Genomic DNA, 14,618 nt, shown 5'->3' with positions numbered 1-14,618 from the left:
CAACAATGCCGACTTTTCCGCGGCGCTTATTGCAACACGGGACAGTACGATCCGACAAGCCCGCCTTTCGCGAAAAGCACCTGGGCATCTGGCAAACCTGGACCTGGTCCCAGGTCAATGACGAGGTGCGCGCGCTTGCCTGCGGCCTGGCCGCCATCGGTTTCCGGCGCGGCATGAACCTGGCCATCATCGGCGACAACCGTCCCCGCCTGTACTGGGCCATGCTGGCCGCGCAAAGCCTGGGCGGCGTGCCCGTGCCACTGTACCAGGATGCGCCGGCCGCCGACATGGCCTATGTGCTGCAGGATGCAGAAATCCGCTACGCCGTCGTCGAAGACCAGGAGCAGGTCGACAAGCTGCTCGAACTCAAGGCCCTGTATCCGCACGTCGCCCACATCGCCTATGACGATGAACGGGGCATGCGCCATTACCGCCAGCCGGAGCTGACGTCCTTTGCCGCCCTGCAGGCACTGGGCCGGACCTACGACCGCGAGCATCCGGGCTTCTTCGAGGCGGCCGTGGCAGCGGGTGCCGGCCACGACTCGGCCGTGATCCTGTACACCTCGGGCACCACGGGCAAACCGAAGGGCGTGTGCCAGAGCCACACGGCGCTGCTGGCGGCAGGCGAAGGGGGCGTCACCTTCGACCAGCTCACCGACGAAGAAGATATCCTGTCCTACCTGCCCATGGCGTGGGTGGGCGACTGCCTGTTCTCGCTGGCGCAGGCCATGGTGGCCGGTTTCACCGTCAACTGCCCCGAGTCGGGCGATACGGTGATGATCGACATGCGCGAAATCGGCCCCACCTGCTACTTTGCGCCGCCGCGCGTGTTCGAGAACATGCTTACCAGCGTGATGATACGCATGGAAGACGCCAGCAGCATCAAGCGCCGCATGTTCAGCCATTTCATGGACGTCGCCAAACGCTGCGGCGCGCAGATTTTGGATGGCAAGCCCGTCTCGCTGGCGGACCGCCTCAATTACAGGCTGGGCGAAATCCTCGTCTACGGTCCCCTGAAAAACGTGCTGGGGCTGTCGCGCGTGCGCGTCGCCTATACGGCCGGCGCCGCCATCGGCCCCGACCTGTTCCGCTTCTACCGTTCGATCGGCGTCAACCTCAAGCAGCTGTACGGTTCCACCGAAACCTGCGCCTACGTATGCCTGCAACCGGATGGCAATATCAAGTTCGACAGCGTCGGCTTGCCGGCACCGGGCGTGGAAGTCAAGCTGGCGGCCAATGGCGAAGTGCTGGTCAAGTCGCCCGCCACCATGAGCGGCTACTTCAAGCGCCCTGACGCCACCGCCGAAGTGATCGACGATCACGGCTACTTCCATACGGGCGACGCGGGCGTGTTCGACAGCGAAGGCCATCTGAAAATCATCGACCGCGCGGCCGACGTCGGCAAGCTGAATTGCGGCGCCATGTTCGCCCCCAACTACATCGAAAACAAGCTCAAGTTCTTCCCCTTCATCAAGGAAGTGGTGGCCTTCGGCAATGCGCGCGACCAGGTTTGCGCCTTCATCAACATCGACATCGAAGCGGTGGGCAACTGGTCGGAGCGGCGCGGCATCGCCTATTCCGGCTACACGGACCTGGCGGCGCGCGCCGAGACCTACGGCTTGATCCGCGACTGCATCGAGCAGGTCAACGCGGAACTGGCGGCCGACCCCTTGATGGACCGCACGCAGGTACACCGCTTCCTGGTGCTGCACAAGGAACTCGACCCGGACGACGACGAACTGACGCGCACGCGCAAGGTACGCCGCAAATTCATCGCCGAAAAATATGCGGTGCTCATTTCCGCCCTGTATGAGGGTAAGACAACGCAATACATCGAGACCCAGGTGAAATTCGAGGATGGCCGCCTTGGCTCGACCAGCGCCGACCTGCAGATCTGGGACAGCAAAACGTACCGGCCCCAGGGCCTGGCCGCATGATGGAGCACAGCACGATGCAAATGAACGAACCCGACGCCCATTTCGGCACGGCCCGCAAGACGGGTCCCGTCATCCTCGACCTGAAGAACATCTCGCTGTCGTTCGGCGGCGTGAAAGCGCTGACCGACATCTCGTTCGACGTGAAACAGCATGAAATCCGCGCCATCATCGGCCCGAACGGCGCCGGCAAGAGCTCGATGCTCAACGTGATCAATGGCGTGTACCGCCCGCAGCAGGGAGAGATCATCTACCGGGGCGAACATCGGCGCGGCATGGACTGCTACCAGGCCGCCAAGTCCGGCATTGCGCGCACCTTCCAGAACATCGCCCTGTTCAAGGGCATGACGGTACTCGACAACATCATGACGGGGCGCAACCTCAAAATGAAGTCGAATTTTCTCTTACAAGCCCTGTACTGGGGTCCGGCACGGCGCGAGGAAATCGAGCACCGCAAGAAAGCCGAAGAGATCATCGACTTTCTGGAAATCCAGGCCATCCGCAAGACGCCCGTGGGGCGCCTGCCCTACGGCTTGCAAAAGCGCGTGGAGCTGGGCCGCGCGCTGGTGGCCGAACCGGAGATTCTGCTGCTGGACGAACCGATGGCCGGTATGAACGTGGAAGAAAAACAGGACATGTGCCGCTTCATCCTCGACGTCAACGACCAGCTGGGCACGACCATCGTGCTGATCGAGCACGACATGGGCGTGGTGATGGATATCTGCGACCGCGTGGTGGTGCTCGACTACGGCAAGAAGATCGGCGATGGCACGCCCGACGAGGTGCGCAGCAACCAGGATGTCATCAACGCCTACCTTGGCACGAGCCATTAATTCCCGGGATCCGTATGAATATCAATTTTTTCTTTGAAGTGCTGATCGGCGGCCTGCTGTCGGGCGTCATGTACGCGCTGGTGGCGATCGGTTTTGTCCTGATCTACAAGGCTTCTGGCGTCTTCAACTTCGCGCAGGGCGCGATGGTGTTCTTCGCCGCCCTTACCTGCGTCGGCATCATGGACAAGTTCGGCCTGTCGCTGTGGCTGGCCATCCCGCTGACGATGGTGACCATGATAGCCCTGGGCATGGCGATTGAAAGGGTGGTCTTGCGCCCGCTCGTCAACCAGCCGGAAATCACCCTCTTCATGGCCACCATCGGCCTGACCTTCTTCATCGAGGGCCTGGCGCAGCTGATGTGGGGCTCGCAGGTGCACAAGCTGGATCTGCCGATCGAAGACGTGCCGATGCAGTTCCTGATGGACCACTTCGACATCAACATTTCGCAATTCGACATGGTGGCCGCCGGCGTCTGCGCGCTGCTGGTCATTTGCCTGGCATTGCTGTTCTCGAAAACCAAGGTGGGCCGCGCCCTGCGCGCGGTCGCGGACGACCACCAGGCGGCGCTTGCCGTGGGTATCCCTTTGCAGCGCATCTGGGCCGTGGTCTGGGGCGTGGCGGGCCTGGTGGCTCTGGTGGCAGGCTTGCTGTGGGGCGCCCGCAACGGCGTGCAGTTCGCCCTCACCTTCGTCGCCCTCAAAGCCTTGCCGGTGCTGATCCTCGGCGGCTTTACCTCGGTGCCGGGCGCCATCGTCGGCGGCCTGATCATCGGTGCCTCGGAAAAGCTGGCCGAAGTCTACATCGGCCCCATGGTCGGCGGCGGCATCGAAGGCTGGTTCCCGTATGTGCTGGCCTTGCTGTTCCTGCTGGTGCGTCCGGAAGGCCTGTTCGGCGAAAAGATCATCCGGCGAATATAACGCCACCGTAACAGCATCGTAGGTCGGGTTAGCGCATGGCGCGTAACCCGACAACAGCCAAAACAGCCAGCAAAGGACCATCCCATGATTTACCGTGAAGCAGGACAATTCAAGACCAGCTACCAGGCCGACAACCAGATCTTCCCGATCCGGCAAGACCGCCTGGCGCTGACGGCCACGCTCCTCGCCGCCGTCTTCCTCCTGCCGTATTTCGCCTCGCCCTATCTCCTGTCGGCGATCATGATTCCCTTCCTGATCTTCGCCCTGGCCGCGCTGGGTCTGAACATCCTGACGGGCTATGCGGGCCAGCTGTCGCTGGGCACGGCCGCCTTCATGGCAGTCGGCGCGTTTGCCTCGTATAACTTCATGGCGCGGCTGCCCGGGCTGCCGCTGCTGGTGTCCTTCATCCTCGGTGGCCTGTGCGCGGCCATGGTGGGTATCGCCTTCGGCCTGCCCTCGCTGCGCATCCGCGGCTTTTACCTGGCCGCCTCCACGCTGGCGACGCAGTTCTTCGTCGTCTGGTGCCTGACCAAGATCCCCTACCTGACCAACTACAGCTCCTCGGGCGTGATCACGGTGCAAAAGATGACCATCCTCGGCTACCAGTTCGACACGCCGCAAAGCAAATACCTGCTGGTGCTGGCGATTGTTGCCAGCATGGCGCTGCTGGCCAAGAACATGATCCGCTCGAACGTGGGCCGTTCGTGGATGGCCGTGCGCGACATGGACATGGCGGCCGAAGTGATCGGTTTCAGACTGATGCGCACCAAGCTGCTGGCCTTTGCCGTCAGCTCGTTTTACTGCGGCGTGGCCGGCGCGCTGTACGCGTATGCCTACCTGGGCACGGTGGAACCGGAAGCCTACAACCTGGACCTGTCCTTCCGCATCCTGTTCATGATCATCATCGGCGGTGTCGGTTCGATTTTAGGTTCCTTCCTCGGCGCGGCCTTCATCGTGCTGCTGCCCATCTTCCTCAATACCATCGCGCACGGCCTGTCGCTGCCCACCAGCGTGGCCTCGAACCTGGAACTGATGGTGTTCGGCGCGCTGATCATCTTCTTCCTGATCGTCGAACCGCACGGCCTGGCCAGGCTGTGGCAAATCGCCAAGGAGAAGTTGAGACTCTGGCCTTTCCCCCATTAAGTTTTTGCAGTCGATGTCGGTTCACTTGAATACCAAATAAAACAAGAGGAGACACACAATGAAACACATCAAATCGCTCATGCTGGCCGCCGCCATCGCCAGTGCCGCACTCACCATGGCCGGCAGCGCCCAGGCGCAGGACAAGGAACAGTACATCGCCCTGCCGTCCTACCGCGTGGGACCGTACGCGGCCGGCGGCTCCGGTTTCTACGGCGGCATCATCGACTACTTCAACCTGGTCAACCAGGCCGGCGGCGTGAATGGCGTCAAGATCAGCTGGGAAGAGTGCGAAACCGAATACAACCCCTCGCGCGGCGTCGAATGCTATGAACGCCTGAAAACCAAGCAGGGCGGCGCCACGTTGGTCGAAACCCTGTCAACGGGTGTCGCCTACGGCATCCTGGACCGCGTGGCGCAGGACAAGATCCCCATGACGATGATCGGCTACGGCCGCTCGGACGCCGCCAACGGCAAGGTCTTCCCGTACGTGTATCCGCTGATCTCCAGCTACTGGAGCCAGGCCGCCGCCATGATCAAATACCTGGGTGACAAGGATGGCGGCATGGACAAGCTGAAAGGCAAAAAGATCGTGCACCTGTACCACGATTCGGCCTTTGGCAAGGAGCCGCTGCCTGTGCTTGAAGCGCTGTCGAAACAGTACGGCTTTGAGCTGATCAAGATTCCCGTCGCGCCGCCTGGCAGCGAACAGCAATCGCAATGGCTGCAAATCCGACAGGCCAAGCCGGACCACGTGATCCTGTGGGGCTGGGGCGTGATGAACTCCGTCGCCATCAAGACGGCGCAGCGCAACGGCTTCCCGCGCGACAAGATGCTGGGCGTGTGGTGGGCCGGTTCCGAAGAAGACACGATTCCATCGGGCGACGCGGCCAAGGGCTACACGGCGATGAGTTTTAATACGCCGGGCAACTACCCCGTTCTCGACGACATCCGCAAAAAACTCTACGCCTCCGGCAAGGGCAACCTGTCCGACCAGTCGCGCATCGGCTCCGTGTACCACATGCGCGGCGTGACGGCCGGCATCCTGTGGGTCGAAGCGATTCGCACGGCGCAGGAAAAATTCGGCAAGGGAAAACCGATCACGGGCGAGCAGATGCGCTGGGGCCTGGAAAACCTGAACGTCGACGATGCGCGCCAAAAGGCCGTGGGCGCGCTGGGCATGTTCCCCACCGTGAAAACCAGCTGCGACGACCATGAAGGCTCGGGTGCCGTGAAAGTGCAGCAGTGGGATGGCAAGAAGTGGACCGCCATCACGCCGAAATGGATCGTCGGCGACAAGGCCCTGGTGCGCAAGCTGGTCGAGGAATCGTCCGGCAAGTACGCCGAAGAGAAAAAGATCACGCCGGCGTGCATGAAGTAATGCCGTAGCGAGAGGAACCGGACCGGCCAACGCCGGTCCCGTGTTTAACATTTTAAAGAAGCAGCCATGACCCACTCTGCCACGCAAGCCCCGATCAAGCCGGACGCGCCGCCGCCCTACCTGTCGGTGAACAATATCGAAGTCATCTACGACCACGTGATCCTGGTCCTGAAGGGCGTGTCGCTGCAAGTGCCGCAAGGCAAGATCGTGGCGCTGCTGGGCGCCAACGGCGCCGGCAAGTCGACCACCCTGAAGACCATCTCGACCCTGCTGCGCGGCGAACGCGGCGACGTCACCAAGGGCGAAGTCCAGTTCAAGGGCGAGCGCGTGGACCAGTTGACGCCGAATGAACTGGTCAAGCGCGGCCTGTCGCAGGTGATGGAAGGCCGGCACTGTTTCGGCCATCTCACCATCGAGGAAAACCTCTTGACGGGCGCCTATACGCGCAGCCTGTCGCGCGGCGAGCTGAAAGACGCGCTGGAAAAGGTGTATCACTATTTCCCGCGCCTCAAGACGCGGCGCGCCAGCCAAGCCGGCTACACCTCGGGCGGCGAACAGCAGATGTGCGCCATCGGCCGCGCGCTGATGGCCAAGCCGTCAATGATTTTACTGGACGAGCCCTCGATGGGCATCGCGCCGCAGATCGTTGAAGAGATTTTCGGCATCGTCAAGGACCTGAACCACCAGGAAAACGTCTCTTTCCTGCTGGCCGAACAGAACACCAACGTGGCGCTACGCTACGCCGACTTCGGCTACATCCTGGAAAACGGGCGCGTCGTGATGGAAGGACAAGCCCAGGAACTGGCCAGCAACGAAGACGTCAAGGAGTTTTACCTGGGCGTCTCCGGCGCCGGGCGCAAGAGCTTCCGCGACATGAAGTTCTACCGCCGCCGCAAGCGCTGGCTGGCCTGATCCATCAAAACCCTTGGCTGCAACGCGCACGGCGGTCCTGATGGCCTGGCGTGCGGATCAACACGCACTGACAAATGGAGAATGACTGACATGAACGATACGCTCGACAGTCTGGAAACGCGCACCGCCGAGGCGCGCGAACGCGAATTGATGGCCGGCCTGCCGCAGCTGATCGCGCGCGCGCAACAGGCGCCGGGCTGGGCCCGCATCCTCGACGGCGTCAACGCGGCCGGCATCACCAGCCGCGCCGCGCTGGCGCAGCTGCCCGTGACGCGCAAGTCCGACCTCAAGCAATTGCAGCACGCGCAGCTGCCGTTCGGCGGCTTGAACACGACGCCGAAAAAGGCCCTGTCGCGCGTGTTCGTCTCGCCCGGCCCCATCTTCGATCCGGAAGGCCGCGGCCCCGACTGGTGGCGCTTCGCGCGGCCCATGTATGCGGCCGGCGTGCGCGCCGGCGGCCTGCTGCAGAACTGCTTCTCGTATCACTTCACGCCAGCCGCCTTCATGGTCGAAGGGGGCGCCGCGCGCATCGGCTGCACCGTCATCCCGGCCGGCATCGGCCAGACGGAAATGCAGGTGCAGGCGATGGCCGACCTCAAGCCCGACACCTACATCGGCACGCCGTCCTTCTTAAAACTGATCATCGAGAAGGCGCGCGAAATGGGTGCCGACATCAGCAGCGTCACCAAGGCCGTGATGGGCGCCGAAGCCTTGCCCGAATCCCTGCGCAGCTGGTTTGCCGAGAACGGCGTGCCGCACGTGTTCCAGACCTATGCCTCGGCCGACATCGGCAGCATCGCCTATGAAACGGCCAGCAATGGCAAGCTCAATCCCGGCATGGTCGTCGACGAAAATGTGCTGCTCGAGATTGTCCATCCGGGCAGCGGCATTCCCGTCGCGCCGGGCGAGGTGGGCGAAGTCGTCGTCACCGTCTTCAATGCCGACTACCCGCTGATCCGCTTTGCCACGGGCGATCTGTCGGCCGAGCTGGTCGATGCGCCGGAGTCGCCGTGCGGCCGCACGAATACGCGCATCAAAGGCTGGATGGGTCGCGCGGATCAAACCACCAAGGTGCGCGCCATGTTCGTGCATCCGTCGCAGGTGCATGACATCGCGCGCCGCCACCCGCAAATCAGGAAGGCGCGGCTGGTGGTATCGGGGCGCATGGCCAACGACGAGATGGCCTTGCATTGCGAAGTCGACGATCCGGCGGACGCCAGCGGCGTGGAAGCGATCGTCGCTTCGATCCGCGAATTGACCAAGCTGCGGGGCGACGTGGTGCTGGTGGCAGTGGGCAGTCTGGCGCAGGATGGGAAAATCATCGACGACATGCGCGATTACAAATAAGGCCAATTTGCGGGATAATACCGGCATTGACCATCAGCCCCATTCATCGCCATGCAAGAGTCCATGCAAGAATTTCATCACAACCGTGCCCGTGACCTGATCAAGAACGCGGAACTGCTGTTCGACCAAGATACCGTGCAGGCGTCGATCACGCGCATGGCCGATGTACTCAACACGCGCTTCAACGCCGCGGATTCCAAGGAATTCCCGCTGGTGCTGGGCGTGATGGGCGGCGCCGTCGTGTTTACGGGCAGCCTGCTGCCGCAACTGAGCTTCCCGCTCGAATTCGACTACATCCACGTCAGCCGCTACGGCGACGACGACAAGGGCGGCGAGGTGGTGTGGAAAGTCATCCCCCGCTCGAACGTAGCGGGCCGCACCGTCATCGTGCTCGACGATATCCTCGATGAAGGCGAAACCCTGGCGCACGTCAAGCAGCGCCTGCTGGACATGGGCGCCTCGGAAGTCATCCTGGCCGTCTTCGCCGACAAGGCCATCGGCAAGAAAAAGCCCGTGCAGGCGGACATCGTCGGCCTGGTGATCCCGAACCGCTTCGTCGTCGGCTTCGGCATGGATGCATACGGCTACTGCGCAACCTGCCGGGTTTGTGGGCCATCAAGCCTGAGGATTTGAAGCAGGAGTAAGGATTTGTCGGATTACGGCCTTTGGCCTAATCCGACCTACCCATGGTTGACGCGGCAGGTCGGACGTAGGTCGGATTAGCGCGCAGCGCGTAATCCGACACTACCACCAGCTTACAGCTTCAACCGCGCGCGTGCCGCATCGTATTCGGCCTTCAGGCGCGCCACCATCTCTTCCACGCTGGGCACGTCGTCCATCAAGCCCACGCCCTGGCCCGCGCCCCAGATGTCGCGCCAGGCTTTGGCGCTGCCGGAGCCGAAATTCATCGCGCTCTTGTCCGCTTCGGGCAAGGCTTCCGGATCGAGTCCGGCCGCTTCGATCGATTTTTTCAGGTAATTGCCGTGCACGCCCGTAAACAGGTTCGTGTAGACGATGTCCGCCGCGCTTGAATCCACGATGGCGTCGCGGTAGCCATCGCTGACGTTCGACTCCTTGGTCGCCAGCCAGCGCGAGCCGATGTAGGCAAAGTCGGCGCCCATCGCTTGTGCGGCCAGCACGGCGTCGCCCGTGGCGATGGAGCCCGACAGCGCCAGCGGACCGTCAAAGAATTTGCGCACTTCGCCCACCAGCGCGAACGGCGACAGGGTGCCCGCATGGCCGCCGGCGCCGCTGGCGACCAGGATCAAGCCATCGACGCCCGCTTCCAGCGCCTTTTTCGCGTGACGGATCGAAATCACGTCGTGCAGCACGATGCCGCCATAGCTGTGGATGGCGTCGAGCATTTCTTTGGGCGGCGCGCGCAGCGAGGAAATGATGATGGGAATCTGGTGTTTCACGCACACTTCCACGTCGTGCGCCAGGCGGTCGTTCGACTGGTGCACGATCTGGTTGACGGCGATCGGCCCCACTTTTTTATCGGGATTGGCGGCCTGGAAGGCGGCCAGTTCGGCCTGCAGGTCGGTCAGCCACGTGTCGAGCAATTCGGCGGGACGCGCGTTCAGGGCAGGGGGAAGGAACCGACGATGCCGGCCTTGCACTGCGCCGCGACAAGGGCCGGGCCGCTGGCGATGAACATCGGCGAGGCGATAACGGGTAAGGAGAGGTTTTGCAACGCAACAGGCAATGCCATGGCGGACTCGCTGGAAAGTTGATCGGACGTGAAAGACACACTGAACGTTGATTATAGTGCAGAAAAAGTACGATCGTGCTGAATTTATCGCAGACCCGCTTCAGCCATCATTGAGCAAGTACTCACCCTCGACACGCGCCGCTACAGCCCTGCATAGCTGCGCGACGGCCCACTCGGCCAGCGCATCCGCTTCCTGGCGCAGGAAACGCCGGTTGGCCTCCTCGAAGATGGGCATGCCGCGCAGCAGGGCCGGTATTGCGGCCAGGGCGATGCGCTGGCGTTCCAGCAGCAAGAATTTCAGCAGCACTTTCACCGCATTCTGCGCATTGCGCACGGGGTCGGACGCCAGGTAATCGAGACGAGAATACGCGCGCTGCAGCGCGCCGGCGGCATCCGTGAAGGGCCGCCCGTGGCCGGGAATGACGACGCGCACGTCCAGCCCGGCGATCAGGTCCAAGGTGGCGCGCGCTTCCAGAAAGCCGGAGCCGCCATCGAGTTCCGGGAAGATCACGCCAAAGCCGTTTTCCCACAGGGCGTCGGCGGAAATGAGGATGCCCTCGTCGGCGCAGTAAAAAATCAGGGAGTGCGGGTCGTGGCCCGGTGCACCCAGCGCCTGCCAGGCCATGTCGGCCAAGGTCAAGGTGTCGCCGGGCGAGACGGTGGCGTCAAAGCTGAAGCGCGGGCATTGCTGGCCCGTGGCCTGGAAACTCAGGGCATCGGCATCCCACGCGCGCACCTTGTCCGCTTCCGACACGGGTATGGCCGTATGGCAGCCGTATTGCGCTTGCAGCAGCGCGTTGCCGCCGCAATGGTCGGAGTGCAGGTGCGTATTGAACAGGCGGTCCAGGGGACGGCCGGCCAGGCTATGGCGCAGCAGGGCCAGGGTTTGCGGCGCATGCGTGACATAGCCGCTGTCGATCAGGGCCGTGCCATCCTTCCCCTGAAACAGGATGTTGTTCGACGACAGCCAGCCGCGTTCGAACACCTGCATGGCATCGGGGAACAGCGCTGGCGATCGCGGCATGGGCTTACTCAGTAGTCGGGCTCGAAATCGAGCAGCGATTCACGGCCTGGCAATTCGGCCCAGACGGCGCGCTTGAAGTCGTCGTCGGCCTTGCTCCAGGCGATGATCTCGTCGAGCGTGCGCAAGCAACCTTCGCACAAGCCGCTGTTGCGGTTCATCTTGCACAGGCTGACGCAGGGCGACGGCACCGGGGACGGCAAAGGGAGCGGAACGGCTGGCGGAGGTGGGGTAGCGACCATCATGGAGCGGCATCGGTAAACGTGAAGGCTTTCATTATGCCGCGAAACGGCGCCGGCGAGTTGATGGCATCGCCCTGCAATGTTTCCGTGAATATATTTTCCAGCGAAACAATGATCAACAACCGCTCTTACGGAAATATATTTTTCACACATTCTCACTCTGCGGGTGCCCGTCCTACACCCCGATCAGGCCAGATCCTGCTTGACTTGAGATATTACACAACTATACTACCATCCATACAGATGGCAAATGGATGCCACGTGGAGTTTTTGGAGAGATATGGCCAAGCAAGACAGCAAGCCCAAAATTGGGGAATCCGAGAAAATCACGATCAACCTCGGCTTGATCGACCTGGGGCAGATCGATTTGCTGGTTCAGGAGGGATTTTATTCCAACCGCACGGATCTGATCCGTACGGCCATACGCAACCAGCTGGGCACCCACGCCGACGTGGTGAAACAGACCGTCGCCCGTAAAAGCCTGGTATTGGGCATGCAGCACTATTCGCGCGCCGACCTGGAAGCGATCCAGGCAGCCGGCCAGCGCCTGCAGATCCAGGTGCTGGGACTGGCCAGCATCGCCAGCGACGTCTCCGTGGAACTGGCACTGGCCACCATCGAGTCTATTTTCGTATTAGGTGCCCTGCACGCCAGCACCGTCGTCAAGACGGCGCTCGCAGGGCGAATTCACTAGCGTATTGGTTTGCGGCGATGACCCGGCCGATGCGCGGCACCGTTAAGGATGGTCATGAAACTACCTCTCAACATGCTGGCGCAGATGCGCGCAGCGACCCGTAATCTGATGGGCAGCGGCCCTGCCGCCGCCACCGAAGCGATCCAGCAGGCGCTGTCTGCGGCCGGCCTGAGGCCGCCGGCGGCAGCCACGCAAGCGCCGCCACCGCAGCCGATGCGCGACATTAATCAGCCACCAGCGCCACCACCGGCACCAGCGCAGGCCCGGGCCGGGCAGCCGCAAACGGAAGCTGCGCCAGAAGCGCCTGCCGCTCCACCCACGCCCGCGCAGGCGGCGCAGGACTTCGCGCAGGATTTCATGGCGCGCCTGGGCGTGCCGGCCGGCCTGGGCCAGCACAGCTTCGACATGCCCAGCTTCGAGCTGCCGAATTTCCATCCGCCCGGCTTCAACGCGCCGGCTGCCACGCCGGCGGAAATACCCGCTGGCGCGCAGTTCATCGACGGCGTGTACCGCAACCATGCGGGTACGCGTTCGTACAAGCTGTATATCCCCAGCAGCTATCACGGCCAGGCCATGCCGCTGATCGTCATGCTGCACGGCTGTACGCAAAATCCCGACGATTTCGCCGCCGGCACGCAAATGAATGCGCTGGCCGAAGAAAAGGAGTGTTTTGTCGTCTACCCGGCGCAAACGCAGGGCGCCAACAGTTCGCGCTGCTGGAACTGGTTCAACGCCATCGACCAGCAGCGCGACCAGGGTGAGCCGTCGCTGATCGCCGGCATCGCCCAGCAAGTCATCGACGACTACCCGGTCAACGAGCGCGAAGTGTTCGTCGCCGGCCTATCGGCGGGCGGCGCCATGGCCGTCATCGTCGGCACCTTGTACCCCGACCTGTTTGCCGCCGTCGGCGTGCATTCGGGACTGCCCCCTTCGCTTCGGCGCAGGACTTGCCGTCGGCGCTGGCAGCCATGAAGGGCGGCGCCATGCCCAATGCCCAGCGCAAGGCGCCGGCGGGCGGCGTGCCCATCATCGTTTTTCACGGCGACCGCGACACCACCGTCAACCCGCGCAATGGCGATGAACTGATCGCCCAGGGCGTGCGCAGCCAGGCGGGCGGCAAGGCGGCCAGGGCCGCATCCGTCGACGGCAGCGTGCCGAACGGCCACCGCTACACGCGCACCACGCACAGCCAGGCCGATGGCTCGCCGCTGGGAGAACACTGGGTCATCCACGGTGCCGGCCATGCCTGGTCCGGCGGCAGCAACAACGGCAGTTATACGGACGGCAAAGGGCCGGACGCCAGCCGCGAGATGCTGCGCTTCTTCAAGACCGTCAGCTGATGTTTTCGGTGTATGGCGCGATCTGCCGCTGCTTGTCGGCGATCTCGCACACGCCATCGGCATAGCGGTTGGAGATGGCGATGAACTGGTCCTGGATCTGCAGGAAGGCGTCGACGATCTCGGCGTCGAAATGCGTGCCGCGCCCTTCGACGATGATCTGCACTGCCTGCGCGTGGTCCATGCCCTGCTTGTAGATGCGCCGGCTGATCAGGGCGTCGTACACGTCGGCCAGCGCCATCAGGCGCGCCGAAATCGGGATGGCTTCGCCAGCCAGGCCTTGCGGGTAGCCGCTGCCATCCCATTTTTCATGGTGGCTGTAGGCGATCTCTTTCGCGTACTTGAGGAAATCGACTTCGATGCCCAGCTCATGCTCGGCCGCCAGGATGGCGTCGCGCCCCAAGGTGGTGTGCGTTTTCATGATGGCCATTTCGTGCGGCTCGAAACGCCCCGGCTTGAGCAGGATATGGTCGGGGATGCCCACCTTGCCGATATCGTGCAGCGGTGCCGTCTTGAACAGCAGTTCGATATTCTTGTCCGTCAAAAAATCGCGGAAACGCGGCAGGCTGCGCACCTTCTCCGCCAGCGCTTCAGGTAGTGCGAGGTGCGGCGGATATGGTTGCCCGTCTCGCTGTCGCGCGTCTCGGCCAGCGAAGCCATGGCGTGGATCGTGACGTCCTGCAGCGCCGCCACTTCCTGCACGCGGCGCTCCACTTCCGTTTCCAGGTACTGGTTCTGGTCGCGCAAAAAATCCTGCATCTGCTTCATCGCCAGTTGCGTCCTGATGCGCGCCAGCACGATGGGCGCCGAAATCGGCTTGGTGATGTAGTCGACGGCACCCAGGGCGAGGCCCAGCTGCTCGTCGGCCACTTCGCTCATGGCGGTCACGAAAATGACGGGTATGCCGGCCGTGGCGGGATCGGCCTTCAGCGCGCGGCACACGTCGTAGCCGCTCATGCCCGGCATCATGATGTCGAGCAGGATCAGGTCGGGCTGGTCGCTGCCGGCGGCGATCTTCAGGGCACGCTCGCCATTGACGGCGATCTTGGTGCGGTAATCGTCTTCCAGCACCGCGCGCAACAGGTCGATATTGTCTGGTGTGTCATCGACCACCAGGATGGTTGGCTTGCTTGCCGGCGCTTTCATGCC

At 62.8% G+C, this 14,618-nt stretch carries 10 protein-coding genes and 4 pseudogenes; 10 read left to right on the top strand and 4 right to left on the bottom strand.

Features of this window, described 5'->3' with window-relative positions; translation table 11 throughout:
• The first annotated feature begins 5 nt into the window (after positions 1-5).
• The 8 genes and pseudogenes from ACQVLG_RS08275 (at position 6) to ACQVLG_RS08240 (ending at position 9,108) form a co-directional block, all read left to right on the top strand.
• Positions 6-1,937 (top strand): AMP-binding protein, encoded by a 1,932-nt coding sequence (locus ACQVLG_RS08275; RefSeq protein ID WP_474295584.1) that lies wholly within the window; start codon positions 6-8, stop codon positions 1,935-1,937.
• Positions 1,938-1,951: 14 nt separating this feature from the next.
• Positions 1,952-2,767 (top strand): ABC transporter ATP-binding protein, encoded by an 816-nt coding sequence (locus ACQVLG_RS08270; RefSeq protein WP_230540155.1) that lies wholly within the window; start codon positions 1,952-1,954, stop codon positions 2,765-2,767.
• A gap of 20 nt (positions 2,768-2,787) precedes the next feature.
• Entirely contained in the window at positions 2,788-3,684 is an 897-nt protein-coding gene (locus tag ACQVLG_RS08265) for a branched-chain amino acid ABC transporter permease (RefSeq protein ID WP_230540315.1), read from the top strand.
• Positions 3,685-3,768: 84 nt separating this feature from the next.
• Entirely contained in the window at positions 3,769-4,827 is a 1,059-nt protein-coding gene (locus ACQVLG_RS08260; protein WP_474293891.1) for a branched-chain amino acid ABC transporter permease, read from the top strand.
• A 58-nt stretch (positions 4,828-4,885) separates the two neighbouring features.
• Complete coding sequence (locus ACQVLG_RS08255; RefSeq protein ID WP_474293889.1) at positions 4,886-6,205, top strand: ABC transporter substrate-binding protein; 1,320 nt, start codon at positions 4,886-4,888, stop codon at positions 6,203-6,205.
• 66 nt (positions 6,206-6,271) lie between these two features.
• The gene (locus ACQVLG_RS08250; protein ID WP_230540152.1) at positions 6,272-7,117 is read left to right on the top strand and encodes an ABC transporter ATP-binding protein; all 846 of its coding nucleotides are present in this window, start codon (positions 6,272-6,274) and stop codon (positions 7,115-7,117) included.
• A 90-nt stretch (positions 7,118-7,207) separates the two neighbouring features.
• Positions 7,208-8,464, top strand: coding sequence for a phenylacetate--CoA ligase family protein (locus ACQVLG_RS08245; protein ID WP_474293886.1), 1,257 nt, complete (start codon positions 7,208-7,210; stop codon positions 8,462-8,464).
• Between the two features lie 63 nt (positions 8,465-8,527).
• A pseudogene (locus ACQVLG_RS08240) lies at positions 8,528-9,108 on the top strand (hypoxanthine-guanine phosphoribosyltransferase).
• A gap of 111 nt (positions 9,109-9,219) precedes the next feature.
• Here the strand turns inward: ACQVLG_RS08240 and ACQVLG_RS08235 are convergent.
• From ACQVLG_RS08235 to ACQVLG_RS08225, 3 genes and pseudogenes are all read right to left on the bottom strand, one after another.
• Positions 9,220-10,175: pseudogene (locus ACQVLG_RS08235) on the bottom strand (NAD(P)H-dependent flavin oxidoreductase).
• A gap of 100 nt (positions 10,176-10,275) precedes the next feature.
• A complete protein-coding gene (locus ACQVLG_RS08230) occupies positions 10,276-11,199 on the bottom strand; it encodes an MBL fold metallo-hydrolase (protein ID WP_474293884.1) in 924 nt (307 codons plus the stop codon).
• Positions 11,200-11,207: 8 nt separating this feature from the next.
• Positions 11,208-11,387: a DUF1289 domain-containing protein gene (locus tag ACQVLG_RS08225; RefSeq protein WP_227742078.1), complete on the bottom strand. Its 180-nt coding sequence runs from the start codon at positions 11,385-11,387 to the stop codon at positions 11,208-11,210.
• A gap of 331 nt (positions 11,388-11,718) precedes the next feature.
• Between ACQVLG_RS08225 and ACQVLG_RS08220 the strand changes: the two genes are divergently transcribed.
• Both ACQVLG_RS08220 and ACQVLG_RS08215 read left to right on the top strand, forming a co-directional pair.
• Positions 11,719-12,132, top strand: coding sequence for a CopG family transcriptional regulator (locus ACQVLG_RS08220; protein ID WP_034752801.1), 414 nt, complete (start codon positions 11,719-11,721; stop codon positions 12,130-12,132).
• An 84-nt stretch (positions 12,133-12,216) separates the two neighbouring features.
• Positions 12,217-13,472 (top strand): annotated as a pseudogene (locus ACQVLG_RS08215) (extracellular catalytic domain type 1 short-chain-length polyhydroxyalkanoate depolymerase).
• On the opposite strand, the pseudogene ACQVLG_RS08210 reads toward ACQVLG_RS08215, so the two are convergent.
• Positions 13,465-14,615, bottom strand: a pseudogene (locus tag ACQVLG_RS08210) (response regulator). The pseudogenes ACQVLG_RS08215 and ACQVLG_RS08210 overlap by 8 nt on opposite strands.
• Positions 14,616-14,618 lie beyond the last annotated feature (3 nt).

It is taken from the genome of Janthinobacterium sp. TPC_1 (assembly GCF_056037845.1).
The sequence above is the reverse complement of the archived record's forward strand: the minus strand, read 5'-3'. Positions and strand labels throughout refer to the sequence as shown.

Excerpts from the sequence above, each read along its gene's own strand:
- ACQVLG_RS08275 (WP_474295584.1), top strand. The coding sequence starts at position 6 with ATGCCGACTTTTCCGCGGCGCTTATTGCAACACGGGACAGTACGATCC.
- ACQVLG_RS08270 (WP_230540155.1), top strand. The coding sequence starts at position 1,952 with ATGCAAATGAACGAACCCGACGCCCATTTCGGCACGGCCCGCAAGACG.
- ACQVLG_RS08260 (WP_474293891.1), top strand. The coding sequence starts at position 3,769 with ATGATTTACCGTGAAGCAGGACAATTCAAGACCAGCTACCAGGCCGAC.
- ACQVLG_RS08255 (WP_474293889.1), top strand. The coding sequence starts at position 4,886 with ATGAAACACATCAAATCGCTCATGCTGGCCGCCGCCATCGCCAGTGCC.
- ACQVLG_RS08250 (WP_230540152.1), top strand. The coding sequence starts at position 6,272 with ATGACCCACTCTGCCACGCAAGCCCCGATCAAGCCGGACGCGCCGCCG.
- ACQVLG_RS08245 (WP_474293886.1), top strand. The coding sequence starts at position 7,208 with ATGAACGATACGCTCGACAGTCTGGAAACGCGCACCGCCGAGGCGCGC.
- ACQVLG_RS08230 (WP_474293884.1), bottom strand. The coding sequence starts at position 11,199 with ATGCCGCGATCGCCAGCGCTGTTCCCCGATGCCATGCAGGTGTTCGAA.
- ACQVLG_RS08220 (WP_034752801.1), top strand. The coding sequence starts at position 11,719 with ATGGCCAAGCAAGACAGCAAGCCCAAAATTGGGGAATCCGAGAAAATC.